This window comes from Streptomyces sp. NBC_00080, assembly GCF_045041255.1.
GTDB classification, from domain to species: Bacteria; Actinomycetota; Actinomycetes; order Streptomycetales; family Streptomycetaceae; genus Streptomyces; species Streptomyces coriariae.
This window is the reverse complement of record NZ_CP108235.1, coordinates 1,491,397-1,517,040: the sequence shown is the minus strand read 5'-3', so window position 1 is coordinate 1,517,040 and position 25,644 is coordinate 1,491,397. Positions and strand designations below refer to the sequence as shown.

General features: G+C 72.4%; 25 protein-coding genes. 14 read left to right on the top strand and 11 right to left on the bottom strand.

What is annotated here, in order from left to right:
* Nucleotides 1-5 precede the first annotated feature (5 nt).
* From OHU34_RS06770 to OHU34_RS06740, 7 genes are read left to right on the top strand one after another with little or no spacing between them, the layout of a single operon-like run.
* Nucleotides 6-971, top strand: coding sequence for a DnaJ C-terminal domain-containing protein (locus tag OHU34_RS06770; RefSeq protein WP_142267239.1), 966 nt, complete (start codon nucleotides 6-8; stop codon nucleotides 969-971).
* Nucleotides 971-1,378 carry a chaperone modulator CbpM gene (locus tag OHU34_RS06765; RefSeq protein WP_142267240.1) on the top strand — a complete coding sequence of 136 codons (408 nt, stop codon included), beginning with the start codon at nucleotides 971-973 and terminating at the stop codon, nucleotides 1,376-1,378. Before OHU34_RS06770 ends, OHU34_RS06765 begins: the two co-directional genes overlap by 1 nt.
* Nucleotides 1,369-4,008 (top strand): ATP-dependent chaperone ClpB, encoded by a 2,640-nt coding sequence (gene clpB / locus OHU34_RS06760; protein WP_142267241.1) that lies wholly within the window; start codon nucleotides 1,369-1,371, stop codon nucleotides 4,006-4,008. The genes OHU34_RS06765 and clpB overlap by 10 nt, the downstream gene beginning before the upstream one ends.
* Nucleotides 4,005-4,451 carry a thioredoxin gene (gene trxA, locus OHU34_RS06755; protein WP_142267242.1) on the top strand — a complete coding sequence of 149 codons (447 nt, stop codon included), beginning with the start codon at nucleotides 4,005-4,007 and terminating at the stop codon, nucleotides 4,449-4,451. Before clpB ends, trxA begins: the two co-directional genes overlap by 4 nt.
* 5 nt (nucleotides 4,452-4,456) lie before the next feature.
* Entirely contained in the window at nucleotides 4,457-4,720 is a 264-nt protein-coding gene (locus OHU34_RS06750; RefSeq protein WP_142267243.1) for a UBP-type zinc finger domain-containing protein, read from the top strand.
* Nucleotides 4,720-6,534, top strand: a complete 1,815-nt coding sequence (locus OHU34_RS06745; protein ID WP_405765352.1) for an FAD-dependent oxidoreductase — start codon at nucleotides 4,720-4,722, stop codon at nucleotides 6,532-6,534. The genes OHU34_RS06750 and OHU34_RS06745 overlap by 1 nt, the downstream gene beginning before the upstream one ends.
* Before the next feature lie 48 nt (nucleotides 6,535-6,582).
* Nucleotides 6,583-7,083 carry an Hsp20/alpha crystallin family protein gene (locus OHU34_RS06740; RefSeq protein WP_142267245.1) on the top strand — a complete coding sequence of 167 codons (501 nt, stop codon included), beginning with the start codon at nucleotides 6,583-6,585 and terminating at the stop codon, nucleotides 7,081-7,083.
* A 466-nt stretch (nucleotides 7,084-7,549) separates the two neighbouring features.
* Here OHU34_RS06740 and OHU34_RS06735 read toward each other — a convergent pair whose 3' ends face one another.
* The 9 genes from OHU34_RS06735 to OHU34_RS06695 all read right to left on the bottom strand — a co-directional run bounded on the left by OHU34_RS06735 (nucleotide 7,550) and on the right by OHU34_RS06695 (nucleotide 14,507).
* Nucleotides 7,550-7,957, bottom strand: coding sequence for an FKBP-type peptidyl-prolyl cis-trans isomerase (locus OHU34_RS06735; protein WP_405765349.1), 408 nt, complete (start codon nucleotides 7,955-7,957; stop codon nucleotides 7,550-7,552).
* 80 nt (nucleotides 7,958-8,037) lie between these two features.
* On the bottom strand, nucleotides 8,038-8,646 hold the full coding sequence (locus OHU34_RS06730; protein WP_405765346.1) for a B3/4 domain-containing protein: 609 nt from the start codon (nucleotides 8,644-8,646) through the stop codon (nucleotides 8,038-8,040).
* The gene (locus OHU34_RS06725) at nucleotides 8,643-8,909 is read right to left on the bottom strand and encodes a ferredoxin (protein ID WP_142267248.1); all 267 of its coding nucleotides are present in this window, start codon (nucleotides 8,907-8,909) and stop codon (nucleotides 8,643-8,645) included. Before OHU34_RS06725 ends, OHU34_RS06730 begins: the two co-directional genes overlap by 4 nt.
* Nucleotides 8,906-10,222 (bottom strand): NADH-ubiquinone oxidoreductase-F iron-sulfur binding region domain-containing protein, encoded by a 1,317-nt coding sequence (locus OHU34_RS06720; protein WP_230196631.1) that lies wholly within the window; start codon nucleotides 10,220-10,222, stop codon nucleotides 8,906-8,908. Before OHU34_RS06720 ends, OHU34_RS06725 begins: the two co-directional genes overlap by 4 nt.
* Nucleotides 10,219-10,992, bottom strand: coding sequence for a ferric reductase-like transmembrane domain-containing protein (locus OHU34_RS06715; protein WP_142267250.1), 774 nt, complete (start codon nucleotides 10,990-10,992; stop codon nucleotides 10,219-10,221). The genes OHU34_RS06720 and OHU34_RS06715 overlap by 4 nt, the downstream gene beginning before the upstream one ends.
* A complete protein-coding gene (locus OHU34_RS06710; RefSeq protein ID WP_405765341.1) occupies nucleotides 10,989-12,032 on the bottom strand; it encodes an FAD:protein FMN transferase in 1,044 nt (347 codons plus the stop codon). The genes OHU34_RS06715 and OHU34_RS06710 overlap by 4 nt, the downstream gene beginning before the upstream one ends.
* Entirely contained in the window at nucleotides 12,029-12,247 is a 219-nt protein-coding gene (locus OHU34_RS06705; protein ID WP_142267252.1) for a hypothetical protein, read from the bottom strand. Before OHU34_RS06705 ends, OHU34_RS06710 begins: the two co-directional genes overlap by 4 nt.
* Nucleotides 12,248-12,420: 173 nt before the next feature.
* The gene (locus OHU34_RS06700) at nucleotides 12,421-13,824 is read right to left on the bottom strand and encodes an ATP-binding protein (RefSeq protein WP_405765337.1); all 1,404 of its coding nucleotides are present in this window, start codon (nucleotides 13,822-13,824) and stop codon (nucleotides 12,421-12,423) included.
* Nucleotides 13,821-14,507 (bottom strand): response regulator transcription factor, encoded by a 687-nt coding sequence (locus OHU34_RS06695; RefSeq protein ID WP_142267254.1) that lies wholly within the window; start codon nucleotides 14,505-14,507, stop codon nucleotides 13,821-13,823. The genes OHU34_RS06700 and OHU34_RS06695 overlap by 4 nt, the downstream gene beginning before the upstream one ends.
* A gap of 170 nt (nucleotides 14,508-14,677) precedes the next feature.
* Between OHU34_RS06695 and OHU34_RS06690 the strand changes: the two genes are divergently transcribed.
* The 4 genes from OHU34_RS06690 (at nucleotide 14,678) to OHU34_RS06675 (ending at nucleotide 18,813) form a co-directional block, all read left to right on the top strand.
* Entirely contained in the window at nucleotides 14,678-17,011 is a 2,334-nt protein-coding gene (locus OHU34_RS06690; protein WP_372481797.1) for a heavy metal translocating P-type ATPase, read from the top strand.
* 144 nt (nucleotides 17,012-17,155) lie between these two features.
* Nucleotides 17,156-17,674: a DUF2231 domain-containing protein gene (locus OHU34_RS06685; protein WP_200839873.1), complete on the top strand. Its 519-nt coding sequence runs from the start codon at nucleotides 17,156-17,158 to the stop codon at nucleotides 17,672-17,674.
* Nucleotides 17,675-18,007: 333 nt separating this feature from the next.
* Entirely contained in the window at nucleotides 18,008-18,427 is a 420-nt protein-coding gene (panD, locus tag OHU34_RS06680; protein WP_142267257.1) for an aspartate 1-decarboxylase, read from the top strand.
* 38 nt (nucleotides 18,428-18,465) lie between these two features.
* Nucleotides 18,466-18,813: a GNAT family N-acetyltransferase gene (locus tag OHU34_RS06675; protein ID WP_020127502.1), complete on the top strand. Its 348-nt coding sequence runs from the start codon at nucleotides 18,466-18,468 to the stop codon at nucleotides 18,811-18,813.
* A gap of 449 nt (nucleotides 18,814-19,262) precedes the next feature.
* Here the strand turns inward: OHU34_RS06675 and gndA are convergent, their stop codons facing one another.
* A complete protein-coding gene (gndA, locus tag OHU34_RS06670) occupies nucleotides 19,263-20,702 on the bottom strand; it encodes an NADP-dependent phosphogluconate dehydrogenase (RefSeq protein WP_142267259.1) in 1,440 nt (479 codons plus the stop codon).
* Nucleotides 20,703-20,899: 197 nt separating this feature from the next.
* Here gndA and OHU34_RS06665 point away from each other — a divergent pair, with 197 nt between their 5' ends.
* The gene (locus OHU34_RS06665) at nucleotides 20,900-22,132 is read left to right on the top strand and encodes a transglycosylase family protein (protein WP_142267260.1); all 1,233 of its coding nucleotides are present in this window, start codon (nucleotides 20,900-20,902) and stop codon (nucleotides 22,130-22,132) included.
* On the opposite strand, the gene OHU34_RS06660 is transcribed toward OHU34_RS06665, so the two are convergent.
* Nucleotides 22,122-23,408 (bottom strand): DMT family transporter, encoded by a 1,287-nt coding sequence (locus tag OHU34_RS06660; RefSeq protein ID WP_405765330.1) that lies wholly within the window; start codon nucleotides 23,406-23,408, stop codon nucleotides 22,122-22,124. The genes OHU34_RS06665 and OHU34_RS06660 overlap by 11 nt on opposite strands.
* Before the next feature lie 227 nt (nucleotides 23,409-23,635).
* Between OHU34_RS06660 and OHU34_RS06655 the strand changes: the two genes are divergently transcribed.
* Nucleotides 23,636-24,433: a (2Fe-2S)-binding protein gene (locus OHU34_RS06655; RefSeq protein WP_142267262.1), complete on the top strand. Its 798-nt coding sequence runs from the start codon at nucleotides 23,636-23,638 to the stop codon at nucleotides 24,431-24,433.
* A gap of 43 nt (nucleotides 24,434-24,476) precedes the next feature.
* Nucleotides 24,477-25,628, top strand: a complete 1,152-nt coding sequence (gene glgA, locus OHU34_RS06650; RefSeq protein ID WP_142267263.1) for a glycogen synthase — start codon at nucleotides 24,477-24,479, stop codon at nucleotides 25,626-25,628.
* Nucleotides 25,629-25,644 lie beyond the last annotated feature (16 nt).

The following is a 25,644-nucleotide window of genomic DNA, read 5'->3' as shown; positions in this document are numbered from 1 at the left end:
CGGTCATGGCACGGGACTTCTACGAGGTGCTGGGCGTCTCGCGGACCGCGAGCCAGGACGAGATCCAGCAGGCATATCGCAAACTCGCCCGCAGGCACCACCCCGACGTCAACAAGGACCCCGGGGCGGAAGAGCGCTTCAAGGACCTCAACGAGGCATACAGCGTCCTGTCCGATCCCAAGACCCGAGCCCGCTACGACCGCTTCGGCGAGGATTTCCGCAAGATCCCGGAGGACTTCGACGAACGGGTCGCGGCGGGAGCGGGCGGAGGCTTCGGCGGTCGGAGGACCGCAGGCGGTGGCGGTCCCCGTGTCCGGTACGCCACCGGCTTCGGCGACGACTTCGGCGCGGAGGGCATCGACATCGAGGACCTGCTCGGCTCCATGTTCGGAGCCGGTGCCGCCCGAGCCGGTGCCGCCCGAGCAGGCGTCCCCGGAGCGGACCAGGAGGCGGAACTGCCGCTCACCGTCGAGGAGGCGTACCGAGGCGGCCGTCGCACCGTCACGCTCGCCGGCCCCACCGGGCAGCCGCGGCGGTACGAGGTCGACGTGCCGCCGGGCGTCACCGACGGGCAGCGCATCCGGCTGGCGGGTGAGGGTGGCCAGGGCAGTGGTGACGCCGCCGCGGGCGACCTGTACCTGCGGGTGCGTGTCCAGCCCCACCCCCGGTTCCGGCTGGACGGCCGTGACGTGCACGTCCAGGTCCCGGTCACCCCCTGGGAGGCGGCCCTGGGTGCGACCGTGCCGGTGCCCACGCCCGGCGGTGGCACGGCCAAGGTCACGGTGCCCGCGGGCTCGTCCAGTGGCCGGCGGCTGCGGCTGCGCGGCGAGGGCATGCCGAACCCGCGGGGCGCGAACGGCGACCTGTACGCCGAACTCCGCGTCATGGTGCCGCCCACCCTCGGCGACCGGGAGCGCGAACTGTTCGAGGAGCTCGCCGCCACTTCCCCGTTCGACCCCAGGAGGACGTGATGAACGACCGACCCGCGGGAGCGGCAGGCATCGGCCGGGCCGGCGTGGGCGCCCGTCCGGTGCGGACGGGCGCCGACCTCACCGCCTCGACGGCTGCCCGGTACGCGCTCGTGCCCGTCCCCAGGCTTTCCCTGGCCGCCGTGGCCCTTCGCTCGGGCCTCCACCCCGATCTGATCCGTCGGTTCGTCGCCCTCGGCCTGGTCGACGCCGAACGCGACGCCGCGGGGCGCCTGGTGTTCGACCCCACGGCCCCGGCGGTCCTCGCCCGCATCCAGCGGCTGCGCACCGGACTCTGCCTCAACTACGCATCCATCGGCCTGGTGCTCGACCTGCTCGACCGCATCAGCCTGCTCGAAGCCGCCCTGCGCGGCCGCGGCACGAGGAGTGAAACACCCCCATGGACATGAACCGTCTCACCCAGAAGTCCCAGGAAGCCCTCCAGGAGGCCCAGACCGCGGCCGTCGGCATGGGGCACACCGAGGTCGACGGGGAACACCTGCTGCTCGCACTTCTCGATCAGGAGGACGGTCTGATCCCGCGGTTGCTGCAACAGGCGGGCACCGAGCCGAAGGAACTGCGCGCTGCCGTGCGTGAGGAACTCTCCCGCCGCCCGAAGGTCACAGGCCCCGGCGCGGCACCCGGCCAGGTCTTCGTCACCCAGCGCCTCTCCCGGCTGCTCGACGCCGCCGAACGGGAGGCCAAACGCCTCAAGGACGAGTACGTGTCCGTGGAGCACCTCCTGCTCGCCCTGGCTGAGGAGAGTTCTTCGACCGCCGCCGGGCGACTGCTCAAACAGGCCGGCATCACCAGGGACTCGTTCCTGAGCGCGCTCACCCAGGTCCGCGGCAACCAGCGCGTCACCTCCGCCAACCCCGAAGTGGCCTACGAGGCTCTGGAGAAGTACGGCCGCGATCTGGTCCTCGAGGCTCGGTCCGGGCGGTTGGACCCGGTCATCGGCCGGGACGCGGAGATCCGCCGTGTCACCCAGATCCTCAGCCGCAAGACCAAGAACAACCCCGTCCTCATCGGCGACCCCGGCGTCGGCAAGACCGCCATCGTCGAGGGCCTGGCCCAGCGCATCGTTCGCGGCGACGTCCCCGAGGGCCTGCGCGACAAGACGGTGTTCGCCCTCGACATGGGCTCCCTGGTCGCCGGCGCCAAGTACCGCGGCGAGTTCGAGGAACGCCTCAAGGCCGTGCTCAGCGAGGTCAAGGCCGCCGAGGGACGGATCCTGCTCTTCGTCGACGAGTTGCACACGGTCGTCGGAGCGGGAGCCGCCGAAGGGGCCATGGACGCGGGCAACATGCTCAAGCCGATGCTCGCCCGCGGCGAACTCCACATGATCGGCGCCACCACCCTCGATGAGTACCGCAAGCACATCGAGAAGGACGCCGCCCTCGAACGCCGCTTCCAGCAGGTCCTGGTCGACGAGCCGAGCGTGGAGGACACCATCTCCATCCTGCGCGGACTGCGCGAACGCCTGGAGGTCTTCCACGGCGTGAAGATCCAGGACACCTCGCTGGTCGCGGCGGCGACGCTCTCCCACCGCTACATCACCGACCGTTTCCTGCCCGACAAGGCCATCGACCTCGTCGACGAGGCCTGTGCCCGGCTGCGTACGGAGATCGACTCCATGCCCGCCGAACTCGACGAGATCACCCGCCGGGTGACCCGCCTGGAGATCGAGGACGCGGCCCTGTCCAAGGAGACCGATCCCGCCAGCAAGACCCGCCTGGAGGAGCTGCGCAGGGAACTGGCCGACCTGCGCGGCGAGGCCGACGCCAAACGCGCCCAGTGGGAGGCCGAAAGGCAGGCGATCCGCCGCGTGCAGGAACTGCGCCAGGAACTGGAGCAGGTCCGCCACGAGGCGGAGGAGGCCGAACGCGCCTACGACCTCAACCGCGCCGCCGAACTCCGCTACGGCCGACTCCAGGAGCTGGAGCGCCGACTCGCCGCGGAGGAGGAGCAACTGGCCGCCAAACAAGGGGAGAACCGGCTGCTGCGCGAGGTCGTCACCGAGGAGGAGATCGCCGAGATCGTCGCCGCCTGGACCGGCATCCCCGTCGCCCGCCTCCAGGAGGGCGAACGCGAGAAACTGCTGCGCCTCGACGAGATCCTGCGCGAGCGCGTCATCGGCCAGGACGAAGCCGTCAAACTCGTCACCGACGCCATCATCCGCGCCCGCTCCGGCATCCGCGACCCTCGACGCCCCATCGGTTCGTTCATCTTCCTCGGCCCCACCGGCGTCGGGAAGACCGAGCTGGCCAAGACCGTCGCCCGGACTCTGTTCGACTCCGAGGAGAACATGGTCCGCCTCGACATGAGCGAGTACCAGGAGCGGCACACCGTCAGCCGGCTCATGGGCGCACCGCCCGGATACGTCGGCTACGAGGAAGGCGGCCAGCTCACCGAGGCCGTACGCCGCAAGCCGTACTCGGTCGTGCTGTTCGACGAGATCGAGAAGGCGCACACCGATGTCTTCAACACCCTGCTGCAGATCCTCGACGACGGTCGCATCACCGATGCCCAGGGCCGCACCGTCGACTTCCGCAACACCGTGGTCATCATGACGTCCAACATCGGCTCCGAGCACCTCCTCGACGGCGCCACCGCCGAAGGTGAGATCAAGCCCGACGCCCGCGCCCTGGTGATGGGCGAGCTGCGCGGGCACTTCCGCCCGGAGTTCCTCAATCGCGTCGACGACATCGTGCTGTTCAAACCGCTCGGCGAGCGGCAGATCGAGCGGATCGTGGAGCTGCAGTTCGACGAACTGCGGCAGCGACTCGCCGAACGCCGCATCACCGTCGAACTCACCCCTGCTGCCCGGGAAGTGATCGCCCATCAGGGCTACGACCCGGTGTACGGGGCCCGGCCACTGCGCCGCTACATCTCCCACGAGGTCGAGACGCTGGTCGGACGCGCCCTGCTGCGCGGTGACGTCCAGGACGGCGCGACGGTCCGCGTCGATGCCGAGCACGGAGAGCTGGTGGTCACCTACGACCAGCCCGAGGACATGAAGGGAGCGCGGGCGGCATGAGCACGATGCAGGCGACGACCGTCCGTTGTCCGAACTGCGGGCGCACCAACCGGGTGCCCGTGGCCGCGGAGGGCCGCCCCAAGTGCGGCCACTGCAAGCAGCCCCTGCCGTGGATGGTGGACGCGGGCGACGCCGACTTCACCGAGGTCGCCGAGCGGGCCGACGTCCCCGTCGTGGTCGACCTGTGGGCCACCTGGTGCGGCCCCTGCCGCATGGTGAGCCCCGCGCTGGAGAAGGTCGCCACCGATCTCGCCGGCCGCATCAAACTCGTCAAGGTCGACGTCGACAGGAACCCGCGGCTGTCGCAGCGTTTCGACGTCCAGGCGGTACCGACACTGCTCGTGCTCGACCAGGGCGAGACGGTCGCCCGGCAGGCGGGGGCGGCGCCCGCCCCCGCTCTGCGCCAGTGGGTGGAACAGTCGATCACGGCCCGGGAAGGGTGATCCGGATGACCCTGCACGCAGACCCCCACCTCGCGCTTGTCCGGCCGGTCCAGCCGCTGACCCCAGAAGGGTGTCAGGAGTGTCTGCTGCTCGGCTCCCCGTGGGTCCACCTGAGGCTCTGCCTGACCTGCGGGCACGTCGGCTGCTGTGATTCCTCGCCGAACAAGCACGCGCGTAGGCACGCAGCTGCCGACGCCCATCCGATCGTGCAGTCGTTCGAGCCCGGCGAGGACTGGCGCTGGTGCTACGTACACGAGGCGTTCGTCTGATGTCCGGCGACCAGTCGTTGCCGGGCGCAGGACCGGTGCCGGAGGAAGCGGACGAGGCCGTCTTCCGGGAGACCCCGGACGTCTACGGCGCGTATCCGCGCCTTACGGAGGACCAGACGGCGCGTCTGGCGGAGCACGGGCAACGCCGGAGCATGGCTTCGAACGACGTGCTGATCCAGGAGGGGGAGCGCTGCGAGACGTTCTTCGTCGTCCTCAGCGGTACCGTCGCCGTCGTCGAGGACTACGGCACTCCCGAGGAGCACGTGCTGCGCGTGCACGGCCCCGGTCGCTTCATCGGCGAACTCGGGCTCCTGCACGGACAGGTGGCCTTCTACACCGCTGTCGCCAGGGAGCCGGGCGAGGTCCTCGTCGTCTCCTTGGACCAGTTGCGCCACCTGGTGGCCCAGGACTCCACCCTCGGGGACGTCGTGCTGCGCGCCTGTCTGGGCCGTCGCGCGCTGCTCGTCGGACAGGGCGCCGGCTTCCGCATCATCGGCTCGCGCTACTCGCCCGACACCAGGCGGCTGCGCGAGTTCGCCGTCCGCAACCGGCTGCCGCACCGCTGGATCGACCTGGAGACCGACGAGGAGGCCGAGGAGTTGCTGCGCCGCTTCGGCGTCGGCCCGGAGGAGACACCGCTCGTCATCTGGCGGGACACCACCCTGTTGCGCAACCCCAGCAACGCGGAACTGGCCCGGCTCATCGGCCTGCCGTCACTGCCCGCCGGAATCCGTCACGGCGACGTCCTCATCGTCGGCTCCGGACCCGCCGGCCTCGCTGCCGCGGTGTACGCCGCCTCCGAGGGACTGAGCACCACGGTGGTGGAGGCGATGGCCACCGGTGGCCAGGCCGGCACGTCGTCCCGCATCGAGAATCTGCTCGGTTTCCCCGCCGGCATCTCCGGCGCCGAACTCACCGAACGCGCCGTGCTCCAGGCCGACAAGTTCGGTGCCAGGATCAGCATTCCGGTGGAGGCGACCGGTCTCCATCTCACGGACGAGGACCACTACGTGGTGACGTTCGCCGATGGCAGCGAGATCGCCGCCCGTGCCGTCGTCCTGGCCACGGGTGCCCGCTACCGCCGGCTCCAGGTGCCCGGCATCGAACGCCTGGAGGGAACGAGCGTCCACTACTCGGCGACCGTCTACGAGGCCCAGCAGTGCCGCACCGACCCGGTGGCAGTCGTCGGCGGAGGCAACTCGGCGGGCCAGGCGGTGCTGTTCCTCGCCGGGTACGCGCCGAAGGTACATCTGCTGGTCCGAGGACCCAGCCTTGACGCCAACATGTCCCGCTACCTGGTCGACCAGGTCGAGCGCCATCCGCGGGTGGAGGTCATGCTGCACACCGAGGTCACCGAGGTCATCGGCCACGAGGTGCTGGAGGAGCTCGACGTGGTCGACAACCGCACGGGCGGGCACCGCCGGCTCGCGGTACAGGGCCTGTTCGTCTTCACCGGCGCCGCCCCCCACACCGAGTGGCTCGCCGGCATCATCGCCCTCGACTCCCGCGGCTTCGTCCTCACCGGTCCGGAGGCCCAGGAAGCCTGCGCCCACCCCGAGGTGTGGCACGGCCGCGGGCGCTCGTGCATGACCCTGGAGACCAGCCTGCCCGGGGTCTTCGCGGCAGGGGACGTCCGTAGCGGCTCGGTGAAGCGGGTGGCCTCGGCGGCCGGTGAGGGCGCGATGGCCATCCACTTCGTGCACCGGCACCTGGGGCACTCGGCCGCACCCGGCACCACGGGCACGTCCGCTGCCGCGGACGGCTCGGACGTCCCCGCACGCCTACGTCACAAAGTGTCCGCATGGCTCGCATGAGGAACGGCGGGCGATGAGATCACGAGAAGGAAGAAGGAGGCGATGGCGATGGCCATGCCCGTCCGGCGCCACCGCGGTGGCGGTCTGCAGGAAAGGCCCGTCTGGGCACCCACCCCTCTCAATCCCCTGGTCGAGTTCGACGATCTGCTCAACCAGATGAGCGGCCTGCTGGAGTCGACGGTCGGCGCGACACCCGCGGTCGCGTGGACGCCTCTCGCGGACGTGTCGGAGTCCGAGGACGCGTTCCACATCGAGATCGAACTCCCCGGTGTGAAGAGCAAGGACATCGACGTCGAGGCCAACGGTCCCGAACTCGTGGTCACCGGAGAGATCAAAGAGCGGGAGCGCAAGGGCGTCCTGCGCCGCAGCACCCGCCGCGTCGGAGCCTTCGAGTACCGTTTGCGCCTGCCCGGAGAGTTGGACACCCACAAGGTCAAGGCCGAGATGCGGGACGGGGTGCTCAGCATCACGGTCCCCAAGGCCGACGTCGCAAAGCCGCGGCACGTCGAGATCAGCGAGACGAGCGCTGGCACCGAGAGCAGCGGCTGAGACGCGAGCGCCGCGGTTCCGGGCACCCGTCCGGCACTGCGGCCGGGCCGGCGAGGCCGGTTCGACACCCCTCACGGCGGCGGAGACGCGCTACGTGGCTCCCCACCGTCGGTGGTTCTTCCTGCCGGTCTCGCCGGCCTTCTTCGTGGCGTACGCGGGAGCGAACTCGCCTGTCTGACGGTGAGCGAGGTCCGAAAACCGCCGACCGCACCGCCCGCCGCCGGGAGCGGGAGCGCGCCGGAGCCCGCCGCTACCGCCAGGGCACCGGACCACCGTTCAACGCTTCAGCCGTGACCTCGACGTCGTCACCGAGATCCCCTCTCCGACGCATCAGATCGTCGCCTCACTCACAGCAGGCCTGCGCGCGCGGACGGCGGACCACGCACGTCCAGACCGATCCGCTGGGAACCGGCCGCTGATGATCCCGCTGGGCGAGGGCGAGGGCGCGGAACAGGAACGGTCTGGGTCAGCGGGCGTTGCTCCAGCCGCCTGTGCCGGAGTACGAGTCGAGCAGGTCCACCACGAAGACCAGAGTCGAGCCCGCCGGGATCAACGGCGAGGGCGACTGGTTGCCGTAGCCGAGACGCGGGGGAACGACGATCTCGCGCCGACCGCCGACCTTCATCCCCCTCAACCCCCGGTCCCAGCCCTTGATGACCCTGCCGCCGCCCAGGGCGAACTTGAACGGCTGGTCACGGTCCCAGGAGGAGTCGAACTCCTTCCCGGTCTCGAAGGTCACCCCGACGTAGTGGACCCTGACCACCGTGCCCGGCTTCACCTCGGCCCCGTTCCCGACGACCAGGTCCCGGATGGTCAGCTCGGCAGGCGCAGCACCCTCCGGGACGTCGACCTCGGGCTTCGTCAGTTCACTCATCGCAGTTCCGTCACTCCCCGTCGCAGACCCTCGTGCGGGCCGACCCGGCACATGGACGCTCCATGCGGCAGAGGATCACGCTAACGCGCATGCGGGTTCTCGGAGCGCACCAGATCCAGTGGCCGCGCACGGCGGTCCGTCGCACGGCCGGCCCACGAGCCCCCGCACGCCCGGGCGGGAAGCGGCGCAGAGGGCCAAGGCCGACGCGCGCCGTTCAGTCGACTCCAGTGGCGGGTGAGGACGTCGGTGGTGTCGGTGTAGATGATCTCGCCGGCCTTGGGGCGCTCGGTGGTGCCGGGTTCGCCGAGCGGGGTGAACTCCGCGGTGCCGTCGGCATACCGGAGGTCCACGTCCCCGGTGGCGTGGTCGAGGTCGAAGGCGCCCGCGGGCAGGGCGTGCCGCACGGAGACGGCGTTGTACGAGTCGACGGCCGGGTTGATGCGCGGCAGGGTGCCCTTCTTCGCGAGTCGGCGGCCGAGGGCGTCGACGCTGGGCCGGATACGGCGGGGGTTGATGCCGAAGGACCGGTAGGCGGTGTGCCATGCCTCGATACGGGGGTCGGTCTCGTCGGCGGGCTGCCAGGTGCCGTCGGCGAGCTGTCGGGGAAGAACGTTGCCCAGAAATCCGGGCGGAACCGCTCGATCAGCGGGGAGGCGTCGGGCCGCACGGTCACTGCTGGTCGTCGTCAAGCGCCCGCCGGCCGTGAGGCGCGGCTCGGGGGCCGGTCGGGTGCGGGAGCGGGGACGCGGTTGAGGCGGAGTGCCATCACCGGGCACGCGGCGACCGCGCGTCGGGCGTGGGACAGCAGGTCCGGCGGGACCGTGGAGTCCCGGAGCACGGGGTAGCCCCATTCGTCCGAGCCGACCAGCTCGGGCAGCAGTTCGGCGCAGAGTCCGTGGCCGTCACAGGCGGCGAAATCGACGGCGAGGACGTGGGTCCGGGTACGGGTCATCGCCATTCCCCTTCCTCCGGGAGGCGGGCGTCGGGCACCGGGAGGACGAGGGGGGCGAACGCGGCTCCGCACGGTCCGGTGTGCGCATGCCGGTGGACGTCGTCGGCGAAGACCCGCAGCGCCGAGGCGGCCAGCCGTGCCGCGCCGTCGGGATGGCTGCACGCGCCGCGTCGCGGGAGCAGTCCGAGACGCTGGTGCAGCCGGTTCAGCAGCTGGGCGTCGGCGCTGCCCCGGGCGAGGGCGGCGAAGTCCTCGGCGACGGACGGCAGGCCGAACCGGCACGGCCCGCACTGCCGGGCGCTCTGCGCTGCCAGGTAGCCCAGCGCGGCTGCCGTCTCGGCCAGCCCGCAGGTGCCCTCGGGCAGTGCCACCAGCACGCCCGCGCCACGGTCCGGAGCCGTGGTGTTCAGCGGCACCGGAAGCCAGCTGCCGAAGAAGCCGCCCGCCAGCACGGCGCCGAGGCGTCCCTGCGAGCCGCCCGCACGGTTCAACGCCGCCGTCACCGTGCTTCCCGCCGGGATCTCGTACACCCCTGGCCGATGCACGGCGCCCGAGACCGTGACCAGCGTGGTGCCCGGTGCCCCGGTGCTTCCGCCCTCACGGAACCATGCGGGGCCGTAGCGGGCGATCAGTGCGAGGTGGGCCAGGGTCTCCACGTTGCCGATCAGGGTGGGCCGTTTTCCGACGCCCTTCTCGAAGGGCCGGGGCGGGGTCGACCGGGGGCGGGCGTCGCCGCCGTTCAGCCAGTTCACCAGGGACGTCTCCTCACTGGAGACGAAGTGATGAGGCAGCGCGTGGACCTGCACCGGAACCGGGTCGAGCCCGGCACGGCGCCGCTCGGCGACCGCCGCGGTGAGCTGGTCCACCTGCGCCGCCCGGGTGCGGGGCAGACACAGATGCACCGCGTTCGCGCCGACCGCGACGGCGGCCAGCGCCGCGCCGTCCAGAACGAGGTGCGGGGCGAAGGAGAGAAGTACCTCGTCCTTGTGGCTGGCCGGCTCGCTCTCCATCCCGTTGGCCACGAGCACGGCCGGGCCGCTCGCCCCGGCGACCGAGCGGAGTTTGCGGCCGGTGGGAAAGCCGCCACCGCCGCGGCCGGTGAGCCCGGCCTCCTCCACGGCGCGCACCAGTGGCATGGCGCTCCCGCGGCTGCGTGCCTGGAGCAGCGGGGGAGGGCCGTAGCGGGCGAGGTGTTCCGTGAGGTCGGCGGTCCGGCCGGTGTCGTACCAGCCGGACAGCAGGCGTTCGCCGTACGGGCCGTGGGGTGCCGCCGGATGTTCTCCGGCGAGGAGGGTCCCAGTGTCGTGGTTCATTCGCCGTCGTCTCCCTCGTGTTCGTCTTCCTGGGTGGGCTGCTGGGGCGTCGGCGACTGGTGGGGGACCGCGGGGGCGGTGGCGGGCGCAGGTGTCGGCGAGGTGCCGCCGGCGCGGTGTGCCCAGCCGGGCTGCAACGGGCCCGCGGCCAGGAAGGCGACCAGCGTCGCGGGCACCAGCAGCAGGGCCGCTGTCGCCCACCGGCGGACCCGGGCCGCCTGCGTCCCGGCCCGGACCAGCCGCCACCACACGGCGGCCACGACGGTCAGCAGACAGGCCGCGTACAGCGCCAGTTGCGGACTCAGACGGGTGTCCGTGCCGGTACCCGCCGCGTGGAAGAGCGCAACCGGCCAGGCCGCGTACGCCAGCCGGTGCACCGCCTTCCAGCGGCGCCGGCCCAGCCGCCCGCGGACCGCGCTGGTGAGAGCGACCGCCAGCAGGAGGTCGAGGGCCACCGCGCCCAGGCCCACCCACAGTGGACGGTAGGAGCCGATGAACGGCACGAAGGCCGTCGGCCAGGTGAGGTGGGCGTAGCTGTCGGCGATGGCGGTGACGATGTGCAGCGCAAGGAAGGCCAGGGTGAGCAGCGACAGGTTGCGGTGCAGCGCGGACACCTCGAACCGGCCCAGGCGCACCGGCGCGTACCGTCCCGCCGCCGCGATGCCGAGCGCGACCGTTGCGGTCAGCAGGACCAGGGAGACCGTGCCGCCGGCCCGGGTGGCGTACCAGAGCGGGCTCGGACCCGAGGCGAGCAGGACGGCGCCGTTCATCGGTCGTCTCCGTCGGCGGGCCAGGCCCCCAGGTACAGCACGCTTTTGTCGGTGCGGACGAGACGGGCCGGAAGGCCGGTGCCGCGCAGCCAGTCGGGGGCGCGTTCGCCGAGGACCAGGGCGGCGGTGGTGGCGGTGTTGGCGTCGACGCAACTGGCAGCGGCGACGCTGACGGTGTGCCAGACGGGCGGCGGGATGTCGCCGGTGGCCGGGTCGACGATGTGGTGGAGTGTCCGGCCGCCGCGCCGCCAGGTCCGCACGGTGGTGCCGGACGTGGCGAGGCCGCCGTCGCGGATCGAGACGACCGGGTGTCCGGCGCCGGCGTCCGGGGCCGCGTGGTCGTCGGCGATCGCGACCCGCCAGCCGCCGTGCGGTGGTTCGCCGGCCGCCGAGAGGTCGCCGCCGAGGTTGACCAGGACCCCGCAGCCCACCGCCGCAGCCGCCCGGTGGGCCGCCCGGTCGGCGGCCAGGGCCTTGGCCGTGGCGCCGAGGTCCAGCGTCGTGCCGGTGGGAAGGCGCAGGAGGCGCAGCGCAGGGTCCCAGCGGACGGTTCGCCAGCCCGCGGCGGGGCGCGGCGCGGTTGTCGGCCCGGTGTCCTCGGGCCGCCGTGCGGCCACCTGGGTGAAGGTGCGGTCGTAGCCGAGGGCCACGACCGCCGGGCCCACGGTGGGGTCGACGGCCCCGTCGGTGAGTTCGGCGGCGCGCAGGGCGGCCTCCACGGCCTCGGCGAGCAGAGAGCTCACCGGCACCGGCCCGGTGCACGCGGTGATGTTGGCGCGGGACAGCTCGGAGTCAGGACGGAACCGGCTGCACGCCGCGTCGATGGCGGCCAGCTCGGCCCGCAGGATCAGCAGTGCGTCGTCGGCGCGGGCCGGGTCCGCGGTGAGGAGCACGGCCGTGGTACCGAGCGCGGCGAAGACCGCGGTGGCGGGCTCGGCGTGGGCCGGACGAGCGGTGGCGGGGTGAGCCGTTCCGGCCGGGAGCGTGGTGCCCGCGGTGCTTCCGTCGCGACCGACGGCACCCGCCGGCGTGGCGTTCACGACGCACCCGACTGCGTCTGCGGGGCTTGCGGGGTCGGCGTGGGCGCCTGCCCCGAGGGCTGCAGTCCACCGGTCGTGCCGGTGGACGTGCCGCTGCCGTGACCGGCGGGTGCGGTGGTCTGGGCGATGCCAGGGATCACATGCGCGTAACCGGCGCCCAGTACGGCGGTCCCCGCGGCGGCCGCGGCCGCCGCCCAGCGGGTCGTGGCGCTCACCCGCCGCCGCCCTCGTTCACGGCGCCGGACGGCGTCCTTCACGGATCGGTCCGGATCTTCGGGCTGCTCAGGAAAAGGCATGGATGAACTCCTCGCCAGGAAGGCCGGTTGTCCCACTCACCAGGCTGCCTCGCGGCCCGTCGGGAACCGGTTCAGGAGTTCTTCACAAGAGGTTAAGATCCCGCCCGCGGGCCGCGCGACGGCCCCTGCGGCGGCAGCGCGGGAAGGTCCAGCACCACGGTCAGCCCGCCGCCGGCCGTGTCCTCCAGTCGTATGGTGCCGCCGTTGGCGGTGACCAGCCGGTGCACGATGGCCAGCCCCAGGCCGCTGCCGGACGCCTCCGGATTGCCGAACCTCCGGAACGCCGCCTCGCGCGCCGCCTCACTCATCCCGGGCCCGTTGTCCGCCAGGCGCAGCAGCACCCGTTCACGCACCGCCTCTCCCTCGATGCGTACCGCCGTGCCTTCCCCCACCGCGTCCAGGGCATTGGCCACCAGGTTGTCGATCACCTGCTCCAGATCCCCCGCCCCCAGGTACGCCGTCAGCCGGGCGCCGCAGCGCCCGGTGAGCGACACCCGCCGCTCCCGGGCCACCGGCTCCCACGCGACGACCCGGTCGTCCACCACCTGGTCCACCCGGACCGGGACCGGCCTGGGCACCGCGTTCTCCGCCCGGGACACCGCCAGCAGCCCGTCCACCAGCCGGGACAGCCGGGCGATCTCCTCCTGCGCTCCGGCGAACTCCGCCGCCGTGGAGTCGTCGGCGCCCGCCGCCAGCAGGTCGAGCCGCAGCCGCAGCGCCGTCAACGGCGTACGCAGCTGGTGCGAGACGTCGGCGACGACCGCCCGGTGCCCGTGGATCAGCGTCTCCATGCGGGCCGCCATGGTGTTGAACGTCGAGGCGAGTCTGCGCACCTCCTGCGGTCCCCGCCCGCCCGGTGCCCGTACGTCCAGCGTGCCCTCGCCGAGCCGCAGCGCGGCGGCGTCCACCGCCCGCAGCGGGCGCCCGACCCAGCGGGCCAGCGCCACCGACAGCAGGACGCCCGCGACCAGGGCGCCGACGCCGATCAGCGCCAGCCACCCCCACATCGCGGTGATCCGGTCGTGCATGCCCTCCGCCGACCGGGACAGCACGGCGACCCCGACCGGATGCACGGTGTCGCCGATCGGCTCCGCGACGACCAGCCGGTCGTCCCGCTCACGCGACACTGTTCCCGGGTGGACGATCACCTGGTGCGTCAGGTCGCCCCAGCTGTCCGCGGCCTGATCGTCCTCATCGCCCTCACCTGTGCGCCCGGGGCAATCGGTGGCCGCCACGACGCGTCCCGCCGCGTCGAAGACCGCGGCGCAGTCCCCCGCGCGCTCAGCCTGTTCCAGCAGTCGACGCATGGCGGCGGGAGACCGATGGTCCGACAGGTTCTCCTCGGCCGTGGCGGCGACCGTCCGGTTCGCCGCCTCGGTCGTGTCCCGGAAGGAGGTCTGCTCGCGCTGCGTCATGGACAGCCCCAGCGGCACCACCGCCAGCACCAGCAGCAGGACGATCAGCGTCATGAAGGTCAGTGCGATACGCCGGGTCATCGCGCACCTGAGTTCGGGTCCTGGCCCGGCTCGGGTACGCCGAGGCGGAATCCGCGGCCGTACACGGTCTCCACCAGCCCGGGTACGCCGAGCTTGCGGCGCAGCGCCGCGATGTGCACGTCCAGCACCTTGGTGGGGCCGTACCAGTGGGCGTCCCAGGCGCGCTCCAGGACCTCCTGCCGGGTGACCACCCGCCCCGGGTCGGCGGCCAGGCACTCCAGGATGTCGAACTCCTTCGGTGTGAGCGCGACTTCGTGGCTGTCGACGGTCACCTTGCGGGTCCGCAGGTCCACCGCGAGAGGGCCGTGCCGCAACAACTCGGAGTCGGACGGCTGGACGCGACGCAGCACGGCCCGGATCCGTGCCAGCAGCTCCGCCAGGCCGAACGGTTTGACCAGATAGTCGTCGGCGCCCTCGTCCAGGGCCGCGACCCGGTCGGCTTCCTCGCCGCGCGCCGTCACCACGATGATCGCCGCGTCGGAGCGGCTCCGTATCCGCCGACAGACCTCGATGCCGTCCAGGTCGGGCAGCCCCAGGTCGAGCAGCACCACATCGGGCTCCGGGACCGCCGCCAGCGCTTCCCGCCCGGTGCCCACGCCGCGTGCCTGGTACCCGGCCCGCTCCAGGCCCAGCACCAGGGAGGCGGCGATACCCGGGTCGTCCTCGACCACCAGAACCAGCACGCCGACATCGTACGGTTTTGTCGGCCTTGCCCGGATCGGCCGGTGGGGTCATGGCGTGGACCGTTCGGCCCTGCCGTCCGGCGCGGTAGGCGCGGTTCCATGGACACCCGGAGACGCTGTTGCGCCCGGGGGAGCGACGTGTCTGGAGAAGAAGCCGAAGGGTCGTTGCCGTGTCGAACAGGAGAGACACCAGGGACGGGCAGGAGCCGAGGGCCCGGGATGTCCGCAGGCTGCTCGAACCGGCGCTGCTGGTCGCGACCGCGGTCGCCCTGCTCAGCGGAGGGATCGCCTGGGCGGCCGGGAGCCAGAGCGTCGCCGACGCCTGCTGGGCGGCCGGCACGGTCCTCGCCGTCGTTCCCGCCGTGGCCTGGGTCGTGGCCGCGTTGCGGAAGGGCAGGGCCGGCGTCGACCTGATCGCCGTGCTGGCGCTGGTCGGGACCCTCGCGGTGGGGGAGTACCTGGCGGGGGCGCTGATCGCGTTGATGCTGGCGACCGGCCGGGCGCTGGACGCCGCGGCCGAGCGCCGGGCCTCCCACGACCTGCGGGCCCTGCTGGAGCACGCACCCCGCTCGGCCCGCCGCCGCACCGGCCGGAACGTGGCCGTGGTCCCGCTCGCCGATGTCGTCGTCGGCGACGTGCTCGTGGTCGGCCCCGGAGACGTGGTCCCCGTCGACGGCACCGTCCTGGCCGGTACGGCGGAACTCGACGAGTCCGTGCTGACCGGCGAGTCCGCCCAGGTCGAGCGCGGCACGCACGAGCCCGTACGCAGTGGCGTCGTCAACGCGGGCGGTGTCTTCGAACTCCGGGCGACCGCCACAGCGCAGGACAGCACGTACGCGGAGATCGTACGGATGGCTCAGCACGCGGGCGCGGAGCGGGCACCGACCGTGCGACTGGCCGAGCGGTACGCGGCGTGGTTCCTGCCCCTGTCCCTGGGGATGGCCGGCCTCGCCTGGCTGCTGAGCGGATCCGCCGAACGCGCGGTCGCCGTCCTCGTCGTGGCGACCCCCTGCCCGCTGCTGCTGGCCGCGCCGGTCGCCGTCGTCTCCGGCCTGTCGAGGGCGGCCCGCCACGGTGTCATCGTCCGGGACGGCGGGGCGCTGGAGCGACTGGGCCGGGCACGCACCCTGGTGATCGACAAGACCGGCACCCTGACCGCGGGCCGCCCGCGCGTCCTGGCGGTCGCCGTCGCCCCCGGGCGCTCCCCTTCCGAGGTGCTGCGGCTGGCCGCCTCGCTCGACCAGGTCTCGGCGCACGTGCTGGCCGACGCGATCGTCCGCGAGGCACGTACCCGGAATCTCACGCTGTCCATGCCCGCCGATGTCACGGAGGAGCCCGGGCGCGGACCCGCCGGCACCGTGGAGGGTCTCCGTCTCGCCGTCGGCAGGTCCGGCGTCCCTCAGGCGGCACTCCCCGACTGGGCCCATGCCGTGGACAACCGCGCCGTTCTCGACGGGGCCGCCATCGCCTGGCTCACCGTCGACGACGTGCTCGCCGGAGCCGTCCTGCTCCAGGACCCGCTGCGCCACGACGCCCCCCGCACCGTCCGCCGGCTGCGGTCGGCGGGGCTGACCCGGCTGCTGATGCTCACCGGCGACCGCGCGGAGCCCGCCCGAGAGGTGGGAGCGGTGCTGGGCCTCGACGATGTCCGGGCCGGTCAGCTTCCCGCCGACAAAGTGGCGGCGGTACGGGCCGAACGCGCACGGGCCGTCACCGTCATGGTCGGTGACGGCGTCAACGACGCACCCGCCCTGGCCGCCGCCGACATCGGCGTGGCCATGGGCGCCCGCGGCTCCACCGCGACCTCCGAAGCCGCCGACATCATCCTCACGACCGACCGGGTGGACCGTCTCGCCGACGCCATGGAGATCGCCGTCAGGGCCCGCCGGATCGCGGTCCAGAGCGCCGCGGGCGGGATGGCGCTGTCGCTGGTCGCCATGATCGCGGCCCTCCTGGGATGGCTGCCGCCCGCCGTCGGAGCCCTTCTCCAGGAAGCCATCGACGTCGCTGTCATCCTCAACGCCCTGCGCGCGCTGCTGCCGGCTCGCGGCGCTCGTACCGCTCTCGAACCGGACGCCGAGCACCTCATCCACCGCTTCGCCGCCGAACACGACGACCTCAGGGACGCACTGGACGCCATCCGTGAAGCCGCCGGACTGCTCTCCGCGCAGGACGGTCCGGGATCGCTGGCCGCCGTGCGCCACGTCGACCACCTGCTCACCACCCGGCTGCTCCCCCACGAACTCGCGGAGGAGCACCAGCTCTACCCCGCGCTGAACAGACAACTCGGCGGACCGGAAACGACCGAAACCATGAGCCGCGCCCACACCGAGATCGCGCGCCTGTCCCGCCGCATCACGACGCACCTGCGCATGGCGGACGAGGCGGGCGGGCTGAGGCCGGAACAGATCGACGACCTGCGGGCCTGCTTGTACGGGCTCCATTCCGTGCTCCGCCTGCACTTCAGCCAGGAGGAGGAGAGCTACTTCTCACTCGCTCCCTGATCCGGACCGCCCGGGCCCCGAGGGGGCAGTGGTCCCGGCGGGACTCAGAGGCAACTGAGAAGTCCCTGTGAAAAGGTGCGCGGGTTCCTCCGAAGATCCATTCCGCGCTTTCCGTCCGACCAACCCCCCATGGAGAAGGCCCGTATGAGTCTCACGATCGTCAACGGACTGCCCGCACACATCTTGTTCGTGCACTTCGTCATCGTGCTCGTGCCTCTGAGCGCTCTGGCACTCATAGCGTGCGCGGTGTGGCCCGGCGCGGCCCGGCGGCTCGGTCTGATCCTGCCCGTCCTCACGCTCGTGACGCTGGCTACCGTGCCGGTGTCCACCCACGCGGGTGAGTGGCTGGAACAGCACGTCGGCAGCGACCCGCTGGTGCGCAAGCACGCCGAACTCGGCGACGGCCTGCTGCCTTGGGCTCTCGGCCTCTTCGTGATCTCGGCCGTCGTCTGGTGGACGGCCCGCCGCTCGGCACCCGCGGCGGACGGCACGTCGGGTGCCGCACGGTCTCTTCCGGTACTCGTTCGGGGCGCGATCGCGATTCTTTCCGTCGCCGTCGCGGTCGGCGCCGTGGTGGACGTCTACCGGATCGGAGACTCGGGCGCCAAGGCCGCCTGGCACGACAACTACTCGAAGACGGCCACGCAGCACGGCGAAGGCTGACGGACGAGGCCTCGCGCGGTACAACGCCAGCGCGTCATTCCCGGGAGTCCGATCAGCGCGCGGCGTCCGGTGCGTGCGAAGCAAGGCGCCGGAGCGTGCGTGCCAGGCGTCGCGCGCCGGACTCCCACTTCTGTTCGGAGCTCTTCGGAGCTCTTAAGCGATCAGGCGCCCTCTCATGCGACTGGCGCGCCGTCGGAAAAGTCAGCGGCGGGTCAGTGTGAGTCCTCAAACACCCAGCGACGGCTGACCACACGTGCGAAACGTTGTAGCCTCCGAATATTGCCCTTGACCTGCAAGAAGCAGGCAGGGAGCAGACAAAACGGGAGTTTCCTCATGCTTCGTACAGTTTTCAAGTCCAAGATCCACCGTGCCACCGTCACCCAGGCCGACCTGCACTACGTGGGATCGGTGACCATCGACGCCGACCTGCTGGACGCCGCCGATCTGCTGCCGGGGGAGCTCGTCCACATCGTCGACATCACCAACGGGGCGCGGCTCGAGACGTACGTCATCGAGGGCGAGCGCGGCTCGGGTGTCGTCGGTATCAACGGGGCCGCCGCCCATCTCGTGCACCCCGGCGATCTGGTGATCATCATCAGTTACGCTCAGGTGACCGACGCCGAGGCGCGGGCCCTGGAGCCGCGGGTCGTGCACGTGGACCGTGACAACCGGATCGTGGCCCTCGGAGCGGACCCGTCGGAGCCGGTACCGGGCTCCGACCAGGAGCGCAGCCCGCAGGCGGTGTCGGTCTGACCGCAGCAGCCCTCGCACGCATCGCACCGGGAGTGCCCATGAGCGACATCGAGATCCGCGACGACCGGGCGGCGGGCCGCCTGGAGGCCCTCGGCGACGGCGGTGAAGTCGTGGGCCGCATCGAGTACTTCGTACTGGAGTCGCCCGCGCCCGCCCTGGTGCCGGTGCACACCGTCGTCGAGCCGGCCCACGAGGGCAAGGGCATCGCCGGGTCGCTCGCGCGTGAGCTGTACGCCGCCTCCGGGCGCGAGGGCATCCCCGTGGCGCCGCTCTGTCCGTACGTCGTGAAGTGGGCCGAGCGTCACCCCGACGAGGCTCCGGCCGCCGACCCCGAGCTGCTGCGCGCGGCCAAGGACTGGCTGCGCGCGCACCCGGGCCGTTTCTGATCCCGGCGACGTGCGCGGCGCCTCGCCGACGGGGGCCGACCGGGTGAGCCCACCCGGGTGAGTGGCCGCGGCCGCCCCGGGTACGCGGGGGATGAGTCCAGAGCCAAGCCTCGCATCCGGCCGGAGGACACCATGACGAACCCGTACGCCGACCCCGTCCACCCCGACCCTGTCGAGCCCGATCCCGTCCAGCCGGGGCCGCCGCCGGGGCCGGTCCCGGGCCCCCCGGAGCCGTTCCCCAGCCCGGTGCCCGTTCCCGAGCCGCCGCCGGGTCCGGACCCGACGCCGCCGCCGCGGCCCGGCCCGCCCCCGGGTCCCTCGCCGTCCCCGATCCCACCGGGTCCGGAACCTGTCCCGAGCCCGGAGCCCGGCCCGCCCCTCACCTGACGGGACCACGGTGGGCGACGCAGGACCGCCGCCCACCGTGATGTCCCGACGTCCTCGAAGGTCTACGCCTTCGTCTCCGACCGGTCGCCTCCCCACAGGGTGTGGAACGCGCCTTCGCGGTCCACCCTCCGGTAGGTGTGCGCCCCGAAGAAGTCCCGCTGGCCCTGCGTGAGCGCCGCCGGCAGCCGCTCCGCGCGCAACGCGTCGTAGTAGGCGAGCGCCGCCGCGAACCCGGGCGTCGGCACGCCCTGGAGCGTCGCGGACACCAGCACCTCACGCCACGGGTCCTGCGCCGCCGCGATCTCCGAGGCGAAGGTCTCGTCGGACAGCAGGCTCGGCAGATCCGCCCGGTTGTCGTACGCGGCGCGGATCCGGTCGAGGAATGCCGCGCGGATGATGCAGCCACCGCGCCAGATCGAGGAGACGGCGCCGAGATCGATGTCCCAGCCGTACTCCTCGCTGCCCGCGGCGATCTCGTGGAAGCCCTGCGTGTACGACACGATCTTCGAGGCGTACAGCGCCTGCTCCACCCGGTCGGCGAAGGCCTGCGCCTCCGCCTTGCCCAAAGCGGACGCGGTCGGTCCCGCCAGGCCGCGCGAGGCCTCGCGCAACTTCGCGTGCCCCGACAGCGACCGCGCGAAGACGGCCTCCGCGATGCCCGACACCGGAACACCCAGGTCGAGCGCGATCTGGACCGTCCAGCGACCGGTGCCCTTCTGTTCCGCCTGGTCGACCACCACGTCCACGAAGGGCCGGCCCGTCGCCGTGTCCACGTGGGACAGCACCTCGGCGGTGATCTCGATCAGGTAGGAGTCGAGGCGGCCGGTGTTCCAGGTGCGGAAGATGTCCGCGATCTGCGCGGGCTCGTACCCGGCGACATCACGCAGCAACTGGTAGGCCTCGCCGATCAGTTGCATGTCGGCGTACTCGATGCCGTTGTGGACCATCTTCACGAAGTGGCCGGCGCCGTCCGGGCCGATGTGCGTGACGCAGGGCGTTCCGTCCGCCGCCTTCGCCGAGATCTTCTCCAGCATCGGGCCCAGCGACTCGTACGACTGCGGCGAGCCGCCCGGCATGATGCTCGGGCCGTGCAGCGCGCCCTCCTCGCCACCGGAGATGCCCGTGCCGACGAAGTGGATGTCCTGCTCGCGCAGTTCGCGCTCGCGGCGGCGGGTGTCGGCGAAGTGCGCGTTGCCGCCGTCGATGATCATGTCGCCGGGTTCGAGCAGCGGGGCGAACTCCCGGATCACCGCGTCGGTCGGCTCACCGGCCTTCACCATGATCACCAGGCGGCGGGGCCGCTCCAGTGCCGCCACGAACTCCTTGGCGGTCTCGGTGGCGACGAACTCGCCCTCGTGGCCGAACTCCTCGACCAGGGCGTGCGTCCGTGCCGCCGTGCGGTTGTGCAGCGCGACCGTGTAGCCGTTGCGTGCGAAGTTGCGGGCGAGATTGCGGCCCATGACCGCGAGTCCCGTGACGCCGATCTGAGCTGAAGTGCTCATACGGTTGGATCCTCCAGGGGTGTGCCCGTGCATTCGGTCAGTGTCGTCCTGGACCATCTTGACGGGTTCCGCGGCCGGATTCCCGCCCGGGGCGTCCGGTGTTCGCCCGCGCGTCGGAGCGGCCGGTTGTCGCCTTGTCATGGCCTGTTCGCCGCCCTTACTTTTGCCCCTCCTGACGCATGTCGAGGGGGATCTCCATGGCCGTACGCGGCCGGCACCGCCGGTATCAGCCGAACAGGATCAACCGGGCCTCGCTCACCGTCACGGCGGGCGGCGCCGGTATGGCGCTGCCGCTGATCGGCACCGGTGCAGCTCAAGCGGCCGACGTGGACACCTGGAACAAGGTCGCCGCGTGCGAGTCGACCAACGACTGGAACATCAACACCGGCAACGGCTACTACGGCGGACTCCAGTTCACCCAGTCCACCTGGGAGGCGTACGGCGGTACGCGGTACGCGCCCCGTGCGGATCTGGCCACCAAGGACCAGCAGATCGCCGTGGCCGAGAAGGTGCTGGACGGGCAGGGCCCCGGCGCCTGGCCCGTCTGCTCGGTGCGGGCCGGACTGAGCCGGGGCGGCGACACCCCCGACATCCACCCGAACGGCACCACGACGAAGTCCTCCAAGCCGGCGTCGTCCCAGCCGTCCGCCAAGGCGGCTCCCAAGACGTCGAAGACGTCCCTGGACGACGTACGGCCGCAGAGCACACCTCAGTCCCGTGCGGGCACCGCGCAGATGTACACGGTGGTGCGCGGCGACACCCTCTCCGGCATCGCGGACACCGAGGAGGTCAAGGGCGGCTGGCGGGGGCTCTACGCCGCCAACCGGACGACCATCGGCGGCGACCCCGACCTGATCCTGCCCGGTCAGCGACTCAGCCTGGAGGGCCGGGCGGCCGCCGCGACCAAGGCCCCGAGCAGCACCGGGCCCCGGACGGAGAAGCCGAAGACCTCCTCGGGCGCCAAGGAGAGCAAGCCGGCCAAGAGCACCAAGACGAAAGACACCGGCCACAAGGCGACGACCGGCCATTCCCTCGTCTCGCCCGTCAGCGCCTCCACCGGAACGCCGTACCACGCCACGGGTTCGTCCTGGTCGAAGGGCTACCACACCGGCGTCGACTTCCCCGTGCCCACCGGCACCTCCGTGCAGTCGGTCAAGGCGGGCGAGGTGGTGAGCGCGGGCTGGGCCGGTTCCTTCGGGTACCAGGTGGTCATCCGGCACAGCGACGGCCGCTACTCGCAGTACGCCCACCTGTCGGCGATCTCCGTACGGGACGGGCAGTCGGTGAGCGGCGGACAGCGCATCGGCCGGTCCGGCTCCACCGGCAACAGCACGGGCCCGCATCTGCACTTCGAGGTGCGGACCGGGCCCGGTTTCGGGACGGACGTCGACCCGGTGGCGTATCTCCGGGCCGGCGGCGTCAGGATTTGACGCGCTCCCGATGCCGGCCCACGACCGGCATCGGGACGTACAGACCCCCGTACAGCGGGGTGTAGAACGACGGAGGCACGTCCCCGCCGGACGGGTCCTCCTCGTAGCGGTCCTCGCCGTCGGCGGTGGCCGGAGCCAGGACGAGCCGTTCCTTCAGTGCGTCTGCCGCCCGTACGTCTGCCGCCCGTGCGTCCGTCTCCCGCGCCTGCGCCGACCGTGCCTGCTCCAAGGCCGCCGACGCTCCGGCGAGCCGCAGGTCCCCCAGTACCGCTTCCGCCGACCGCACGTCCTCCGGACGCAGTGCGCGCGACTGCTCGGGGAACCGGATCCCGTCCGTCGCACCGCCGGTCTTCCCGTCCGCCGGGACGGTGGCCGACACCTCCGCCGTGCCGCTGTCCGCCGGGGTCCGCGCGTCCGGTAGAGCAGCCGCCGCCGTCTCGGGCCGAGCGCCCTGAAGACGCTCCGTCGTGAGCAGGATGAGTCCGCCCGCCGCCACCACACCGCAGCCCAGGGCGAGCACGGTGCCCGTGGTGCCGTAGCGGAAGGTCTCGCCGAACATCGTGATGCCGACCGCGGCCGCCACCACCGGGTTGACCACCGTCAGCGTGGCCAGCGGGGCCGCGAGGCCCGCGCCCCGGTAGGCGGCCTGGGACAGCAGCATGCCGGCCGTGGCGAGCACGCCGATCACGGCCAGGGACGGGATGTCGGCCGTCGAGACACCACCGGTCCAGTCGACCGCGACGGTCTTGGTGAACACCGACGACATGCCGAACGCGATGCCCGACGCGGTCGCCAGCAGCATGCTGCGGACCGCCGGGTGCCGGTGCGCGGCCCGCCCGGCCACCATCAGGGTCACGACCGCGGCCGCGGTGACCACGGCCACGCTGACCCGCTGCGGGGTGCTCAGCGACTGTGCGTCCGCCGCCCCCACCAGGGACAGCAGACCGGCGAGACCGACCGTCGCCATGATCGCGCCACGCCAGGCCGTCGCCCCGGCCCTGCGGCCGACGAACAGGGCGGCCATGGGCAACGCGAACACGATGGTCAGCGCGCCCAGCGGCTGAACCAGACTGAGGGGACCGTAGGCGAGCGCCACCACGTGGAGAACTCCGCCGAGACCGTTCAACGCCACCGCCGCCCACCAGCCCGGACGGCGCAGCGGGGCATACTCCTCGTCGGGCGAGGACAGCGCGACCTGCTCCTGCACGATCGCCCCTGCCGCGTACGCGACAGCGGAGACGAGCGACAGGACCACGGACAACGCGAGGGCGCTCATCAGCTGATCCTCTGCGTGAGGCGGGGGCGCGGGGCCCGGCGCGGCGAACGGTCGGCTCTCATAACCAACACGATGCCCTGTGGATCTGTTCCCGTCGTCGTCCCTGAGCACCCAATGGGTCCTACTACCGATGGAGTACTGAAGGCCCGCTGTCCTCCCTCAGGCGGGTGACGGACCAGGGATCCCCCTGAGCGCGGGCCCTGACGGCCTTGGTACTACTGCACTTCGTGGACCTCGACCCCGATCTCGCCGCGCTGCGCCCGCTCGGCCCCTTCTTCGCCCTGCGCACCCGACCGGGCGGCACCGGAGAGCCGGCCGCGGCGCCGCCGACCCTCGCCCGGGCCTACGGGGAGCCGGCCTGCGGGGAGACCTCCCGGAGCGCGGCACCGCACGTCCACGGGGATCCGCTGGCCTTCCGGGTCCGCAAGGTGACCCGGGCGCTGCGCGCCCCCGAGGACCGGATCGGGGCCTCGGTGGCGCAGCAGGGCCTCGCGGCCCGCCTCTGGTCGGTGACGCTGGGCTGCGCCGTCCTGTACGGGAGCACTCCCGACCTCGCGCCGGGGCTGCTGTGCTGGGACCCGGACGCCACCGCCCCGGACGACCTGTGGCTGACCGAGGTGCGGGACCGGCCGGGGGACGCGGCGACCGTGGCCGCGACGGTCCTCGACGGGCACCTCGAACCCCTCTCCGCGGCGCTGCGCGCCCGCCATCCGGTCGCGCCGGGCCTGCTGCGGGGCAACTCCGGATCCGCGCTGGCCGGGGCCGCCCGGCAGCTGGATGTGTGGGCCCGCACGCACGGCCGCCCCGATGTCGCCGCACGCGCGCGTGCCCTCACCGCGGAGCTGTTCACCCACCCCCTCCTCGCGGACACCGGGACGCTCCTCACCGACACCGGGACATCGGCCGGCACCGCGTTCCGCCGCCGCAGCTGCTGCCTGTACTACCGGGTGCCCGGCGGGGGCGTCTGCGGCGACTGTTGCTTCACACGACCCCCGCGCTCTTCCCCACGCGCCCCGTCTGGGTGACCATGAAGGGAGCCGGTCGCTGAGTGAGATGTGGGGGTTCCGGGTGCGAGTGGGACTGCTGACCCGGGAGTATCCCCCGGACGTGTACGGCGGTGCGGGCGTCCATGTGGAGTTCCTGGCCCGTGAGTTGCGGCGGCTGGTCGACCTCGACGTGCACTGCTGGGGCGAGGGCCGCACCGAGGGGGTCCAGCGGCATCGCCCCTGGTCAGCGCTGGACGGCGCCAACGACGCGCTGCGCACCTTCTCCGTCGACCTCGCCATGGCGGCCGCCCTCGAAGGCCGCGAGCTCGTCCACTCCCACACCTGGTACGCCAACCTCGCCGGCCACCTCGCCAAGGAGCTGTACGGCGTCCCGCACGTGGTGACCGCGCACTCGCTGGAGCCCCTGCGGCCCTGGAAGGCCGAGCAACTCGGCGGCGGCTACGCCCTGTCGGGCTGGGCCGAGCGGACCGCGGTGGAGGCGGCCGACGCGGTGATCGCCGTCTCCCAGGCGATGCGCGAGGACATCCTCGCCTGCTATCCGACGCTCGCCCCGGACCGGGTCCACGTCGTCCACAACGGCATCGACACCGCCCTGTACCGTCCCGATCACGGCACCGACGCCCTCACCCGGATCGGCCTCGACCCGGACCGCCCGTTCGTGCTGTTCGTCGGCCGCATCACCCGGCAGAAGGGCGTGCCCCATCTGCTGCGCGCGGTCCGGGACATCGACCCCGCGGCGCAGGTCGTGCTGTGCGCGGGAGCGCCCGACACCCCCGAGATCGACCAGGAGTTCCGCGATCTCTTCGCCGGGCTGAGCCGGGCCCGTGACGGCGTGCACTGGATCCCGAAGATGCTGCCGCGTCCCGAGGTGATCCAACTCCTCACGCACGCAGCCGTGTTCGTATGTCCCTCGGTGTACGAACCGCTCGGCATCGTCAATCTGGAGGCGATGGCCTGCGGCACTCCCGTCGTGGCCTCCCGGGTCGGCGGCATTCCGGAGGTCGTCGAGGACGGGGTGACCGGGACACTCGTGGAGGTGGACGACGAGTTCGAGGCGGGCCTCGCACGGGCGCTGGACGCGGTTCTCGGTGACCCGGCGGCCGGCCGCCGGATGGGCGAGGCCGGGCGGGCGCGCGCGGTGGGGGAGTTCGGCTGGGACGCGGTGGCCCGGCGGACGGTCGGGCTGTACGAGGAGATCGTCAAACAGGCTTAGTTCCCCCGGCCGGGGG

Coding starts and splice junctions, on each gene's coding strand:
- OHU34_RS06770 (WP_142267239.1), top strand. CDS start 6: ATGGCACGGGACTTCTACGAGGTGCTGGGCGTCTCGCGGACCGCGAGC.
- OHU34_RS06725 (WP_142267248.1), bottom strand. CDS start 8,909: ATGACCCGTACCCGGACCCACGTCCTCGCCGTCGATTTCGCCGCCTGT.
- OHU34_RS06685 (WP_200839873.1), top strand. CDS start 17,156: ATGAGTCTCACGATCGTCAACGGACTGCCCGCACACATCTTGTTCGTG.
- gndA (WP_142267259.1), bottom strand. CDS start 20,702: ATGAGCACTTCAGCTCAGATCGGCGTCACGGGACTCGCGGTCATGGGC.
- OHU34_RS06765 (WP_142267240.1), top strand. CDS start 971: ATGAACGACCGACCCGCGGGAGCGGCAGGCATCGGCCGGGCCGGCGTG.
- OHU34_RS06660 (WP_405765330.1), bottom strand. CDS start 23,408: ATGAGCGCCCTCGCGTTGTCCGTGGTCCTGTCGCTCGTCTCCGCTGTC.
- OHU34_RS06700 (WP_405765337.1), bottom strand. CDS start 13,824: ATGACCCGGCGTATCGCACTGACCTTCATGACGCTGATCGTCCTGCTG.
- OHU34_RS06735 (WP_405765349.1), bottom strand. CDS start 7,957: ATGAGTGAACTGACGAAGCCCGAGGTCGACGTCCCGGAGGGTGCTGCG.
- OHU34_RS06720 (WP_230196631.1), bottom strand. CDS start 10,222: ATGAACCACGACACTGGGACCCTCCTCGCCGGAGAACATCCGGCGGCA.
- OHU34_RS06740 (WP_142267245.1), top strand. CDS start 6,583: ATGGCCATGCCCGTCCGGCGCCACCGCGGTGGCGGTCTGCAGGAAAGG.
- OHU34_RS06665 (WP_142267260.1), top strand. CDS start 20,900: ATGGCCGTACGCGGCCGGCACCGCCGGTATCAGCCGAACAGGATCAAC.
- trxA (WP_142267242.1), top strand. CDS start 4,005: ATGAGCACGATGCAGGCGACGACCGTCCGTTGTCCGAACTGCGGGCGC.
- OHU34_RS06715 (WP_142267250.1), bottom strand. CDS start 10,992: ATGAACGGCGCCGTCCTGCTCGCCTCGGGTCCGAGCCCGCTCTGGTAC.
- OHU34_RS06675 (WP_020127502.1), top strand. CDS start 18,466: ATGAGCGACATCGAGATCCGCGACGACCGGGCGGCGGGCCGCCTGGAG.
- OHU34_RS06750 (WP_142267243.1), top strand. CDS start 4,457: ATGACCCTGCACGCAGACCCCCACCTCGCGCTTGTCCGGCCGGTCCAG.
- OHU34_RS06745 (WP_405765352.1), top strand. CDS start 4,720: ATGTCCGGCGACCAGTCGTTGCCGGGCGCAGGACCGGTGCCGGAGGAA.
- panD (WP_142267257.1), top strand. CDS start 18,008: ATGCTTCGTACAGTTTTCAAGTCCAAGATCCACCGTGCCACCGTCACC.
- clpB (WP_142267241.1), top strand. CDS start 1,369: ATGGACATGAACCGTCTCACCCAGAAGTCCCAGGAAGCCCTCCAGGAG.